Origin of the sequence: Streptomyces sp. NPDC005574 (genome assembly GCF_040605435.1) — a bacterium.
Taxonomy (GTDB): domain Bacteria; phylum Actinomycetota; class Actinomycetes; order Streptomycetales; family Streptomycetaceae; genus Streptomyces.
The window spans coordinates 1-4294 of sequence record NZ_JBEXCW010000218.1 but is presented as its reverse complement, the minus strand read 5'-3'; the positions used below and the strand labels follow the sequence as shown (position 1 = coordinate 4294).

General features: G+C 62.4%; 2 protein-coding genes and 1 pseudogene. 1 reads left to right on the top strand and 2 read right to left on the bottom strand.

Annotated features, from left to right (window positions below; all coding sequences use genetic code 11):
- Positions 1-645 precede the first annotated feature (645 nt).
- Complete coding sequence (locus ABZT03_RS43240) at positions 646-978, top strand: Lsr2 family protein (protein ID WP_356049679.1); 333 nt, start codon at positions 646-648, stop codon at positions 976-978.
- Between the two features lie 214 nt (positions 979-1192).
- On the opposite strand, the gene ABZT03_RS43235 is transcribed toward ABZT03_RS43240, so the two are convergent.
- Both ABZT03_RS43235 and ABZT03_RS43230 read right to left on the bottom strand, forming a co-directional pair.
- Positions 1193-3862 carry a LuxR C-terminal-related transcriptional regulator gene (locus tag ABZT03_RS43235; protein ID WP_356049677.1) on the bottom strand — a complete coding sequence of 890 codons (2670 nt, stop codon included), beginning with the start codon at positions 3860-3862 and terminating at the stop codon, positions 1193-1195.
- A 141-nt stretch (positions 3863-4003) separates the two neighbouring features.
- A pseudogene (locus tag ABZT03_RS43230) lies at positions 4004-4171 on the bottom strand (ISL3 family transposase); the annotation flags it as partial.
- Positions 4172-4294: the final 123 nt, after the last annotated feature.

Sequence of the window (4294 nt, the reverse complement as noted above, 5' to 3'; positions counted from 1 at the left end):
CGCGCTCGCGCAGCTCATCGGGATACCTACGGGGAGCAACCATGCTCGGGATCCTTCCGGGTCTTCAATGTCTCCATCAAACCCGGGGCGGTTCACGCAGCTCATCGGGATACCTACGGGGAGCAACCATGCTCGGGATCCTTCCGGGTCTTCAATGTCTCCATCAAACCCGGGGCGGTTCAACCCGGACCGTGCCGAGGGTGATCGTCACCGACAAGCTACCTCATGACCGCCGCCCGCCACCGAGCAGAAAAGATCATCCGCTTCGCCGTCTGGGATCAGATCACCGGCGCCACCGGCCTGCCCGCCATGGCCTGACCAACCGTCACCACCACGACCGAACACGCCCCGAACCGGATCCCAGCACCGACGAATCACCCAACCTGACAACACCCACATTAGGAATCACGTGCATGCATAGCGACCCGAAAGGGCGTCTCCTGTGGACTTCACTGCGCTGGCCGGTGAAGCCCATGACGTCCGGCCCACACGCGAGCGTCGGCTGGCACGATTGGTGATCGGAATCTTGTGAGAAGTAACAGTGCCGGATGAAGCTAACTGATGACGCCGGTACGACTGCCTGCCTGGCGCCCGTGAATAGCCGTCGGCAATGGACAGACGCGAAGATTCGCGTATCATGAACTCATGGCACAGAAGGTAGTCACCCTTTTCATCGACGATCTGACCGGCAAAGAGTCAGATGAGGCACAGACCCATACCATCGCCCTTGACGGCGTGAGGTACGATATCGACCTCACACCGGAGAGCTATGACAAGCTTTACGACGCGCTTGCACCTTTCCTTCATGCAGGTCGCAAGGTCGGTCGTCAAAAAGTGACGCAACTGACACGGAAAGCTCCAAGTGGCGGGCCCAGTGCAGAAACGGTACGTGCCTGGGCTCGAGACCAGGGTCTCGAGGTCAGTGACCGCGGTCGCGTGCCAACGACTGTTCGCGAGGCTTACGAAAGGGCTCATTAGCCTCGCTCGTCCGCCCTATTCGGCTATGGAATCTCGTGCGGGACATCGAGTGGAAGGATACGGAATGTTGAGTGAGATCACCACGCCAACGACGAGGGGCTCCGCCATGTCACCACCCTGCTGACAAGTATTCGCCATCCGTACTTCGGTGAATGCCCTGCTCAGGCGGAGCGAAGGCTTTGTGGTTCCACCCGAGCCGAGCTCGGGTGGTGGGTCAAGACGTTGAGGTGGGTCGAAATATCCGTGTGGTCTTCATGCCAAGGGCGTCGGCGAGTTCATGGCGGGTGGTGACACCGAGTTTGGTATAGGCGTGCTGGAGGTGGTTGTCGACGGTGCGCACGGACAGGTGCAGAGTGGCGGCGATGTCCTTGCTGGCGGTGCCAGCTGCGGCGAGCAGGGCCACCTCGCGTTCACGGGATGTGAGCTGGGCGCTGGCTTCGCTGCTTGCCAGTAGCGGTGTGCGGGCTCCTTGACAGCGGGCAACGGCGGCGGATGCGCGGTTCTTGGCAGCCGTGGCACGGCGAGCGTACCCACTTCGGAGCAAAATTGCCGCAGCTGACGTGGCCGCCTCCGCAGCCAGCAGGTCCGTGCCGATCTGCTCAAACTTTTCTGTAGCGGCCAGTAGCATTCCAGCGTCGTCGGTAGCCAGGGCGGCGGCAAATTGGGCGCGAGCCGGAGCAAGGACGCCGTCGCAAGTCTCGGCGAGTTCAGCGAGTCGACTGGCTACCTCCTTTGCGCCCCCCAGCCGGGCTACGTCGGTGAGAAGCAAGCTCTCCGAGACCGCTTGCCCGCAGGAACGGGCCACCTGTGCCGCTTCCATGAGCACGGTCCGAGCTTGATGCTGCTGGCCGTAGGCGACCAGCAGCCAGGCTTCCCCCAACCTCTCTTCGCCGGCGAAAATGCGGGTCATCCGGGGGTACGTGTTGGTCTCCTTCAAAGCGGCATCGGCCGCCGTGGTGTCGCCGAGCAGCGCTGCCGAGGCAGCCAGTCCAGAAGCACAGAGATGTCTGAGGGCGGGACGGTGTTTGTGTGCAAGGGCCAGAGCCTCTACGAACCAGCGATGGGCTTGCGCTGTTTTGCCTTCAAGCCAGTTCACCCTCCCGATCTGATAAGACAGCCATGTCTGGGGAAGCGGTGCGTTTGCAGCGACGCTCTCCGACAGCCCGCGATGCGCTACGCTCAAGGCTTTGGTTAGATCACCAGATTCCGCCAAGGCCTGAGACAAGGGCGTGAGCGCGAGGGTGGGAAATCGGGCCGCCGTTTCCGGATTTGCTCGCATATGCTCCGAATATGCGTACTCAGCCGCTTCGATTGCCTCAGCTGTACGGCCCACGAGCATGAGTCCCTCTGCGCGGACGATCAGACCGAACAGTCTTGCCCGTTCGTCAGGTGTTTTGTCCAGATCCTCAAGCAGAGGAAGTCCAAGGAATGGCGCTCCGGCGAACACTTGCATTGTTCCTTCATACACAGCGAGAGTGCGACGCATCGAGGGGTCGGTTAGTTGTCGCTGTGCGGCGCTACTCAGGGCGAGAGCTTCCTTCCATTTACCCTCACCCCACGAAAGATTTTGGATCCGCTCCGAGACGGCAGCAAATCGTTCTTCCTCTGTGCGTGCTTGCTCCTGAGCCTCAGCCAGCGCCGCCTCAGCCCTGCCTGTGTCGCCGAGTTCGTAATGAGCTTCACCTTCCAAGAGCCGGGTTTTAGTAGACCCCGAGCCTGGCGGCAGCGCGCTGAGGAGCACAATGACTTTGGCGTAGTCGTGGGCGTGGCGGGCCAGGGTTGCGGCTTGAGACAATAGTGCAGGGTCAGCGGTGCCTGTGGCGGCCAGCCGCCAAGTGGCGATGTGTAGCGGGTCTTCGCGACGGCCCACGCCGCAGGCTTCGGTTCGCTCGACCTGCTGCAGCAGCAGGGTGCGGCGGCGCATAGCTGGCAGGCCCGCACGCAGGACTTCTCCGTAAAGAGGATGGGTGAGCGCCACGATGGTGCGCTTCCCATCTTGAGTGCTACGAATCAATCCAGACTGTTCGAGATCGGCCACGGCCTCCAGCGAGGCGGTGGCTTCAGCGTCGGCCAGCGGCAGAGGACCGCATAGGGCAAGCAGCTCCAGCACTGGACGTCCGACCGGATCTGCCGCAGCCAGTCGAGCGGCGATCAGCTCGGCCAGACGCGGCGTGCCCAGCATTCGGCCATCCGCCAGATCCCATACGTCTGTGCCGCGGGTCAGCGTTCCATCGGCCAAGGCTCCTAGAACCAACTCACGCAAAAACAGCACATTACCGCCACTGGCTGTGTGCAGTTTGAGGAGCGTTCGACGGTCCACAGGTCCCCGCAAGGCCAACCCAAGTAGCGTCTCAACCTGCTGCTGGTCGAGTGTGGAAAGGTCAACGCGGCGCACTTCGTCGCCATGACACAGCGTGTCTACTGCGTCACCAACAGTCTCCCCAGTGCGTACAGTGGCAATTAGGCGGACAACTCCGGAGTCCATCAGCTGCCGCAGCAGCACTGCGGAAGTGACATCCAGCATGTGCAGGTCATCAATCCACAGCATCCAACGTCGCCGCCGGTTGGGCCCCGCTAGCGCACCGGCCACTGCCACGAATCCCTTTACCGGGTCCGACAGGTCTACTCCGGGAGGGATCAGGTGTGCAATCGCGCCCAGCGGCACAGCGGCGGACGCCATACTCGCTGTCGCGCGGCCACCCTCAAAGCCGACCTGCACCGCCCTGGCCAGGCACTCCTCGGCCAAGCGCGACTTGCCCACTCCGGCGGCCCCATACACTACGAACGTCCGGCATCGACGATCTGACAGAGTGGTTGCGAAAGCCTCCAGCTCAGCCCCCCGGCCGATTAGAGGCCACCGCTGCGCCCAATCCGTGATCTCCACAGGGAACCTCCCGCAGAAGCAACAGAGAACTCGCCCTGCTCATCCAAACAAGCACCCATAGTATCCCCGATCCTTTCATCGGGGGCGGGAGTGTCATGAATTAGGCTCTATTCCGTAGTCGGTGGTGACGTTGTGTGTTCGTCACCGGAGGAGGATGCGGTGGCGGAGGAGGTCGAATCCGGCTCGGCCGTGCATCTGTCGCATGATCTTCTTCGTGCGGGTGTTGACGCCTTCGGTGCGTCCGTTGTGGTGGGGCAGGGTGAGGCCGGCGTTCACGGCGGCACGGTCGAGTTCCAGGCCGTTGCAGAAGATGGTGGTGCAGGTAGCGGGCATGCTCAGGGCATTGTCAGGTTGGGCGAGCGTTCGGGGTTGTGAGCCGGTTCGGGACGTGTCTGGCCGTGGTGGTGACGGTGGTTCAGGCCGTGGTGGGCG

Excerpts from the sequence above, each read along its gene's own strand:
- ABZT03_RS43240 (WP_356049679.1), top strand. The coding sequence starts at position 646 with ATGGCACAGAAGGTAGTCACCCTTTTCATCGACGATCTGACCGGCAAA.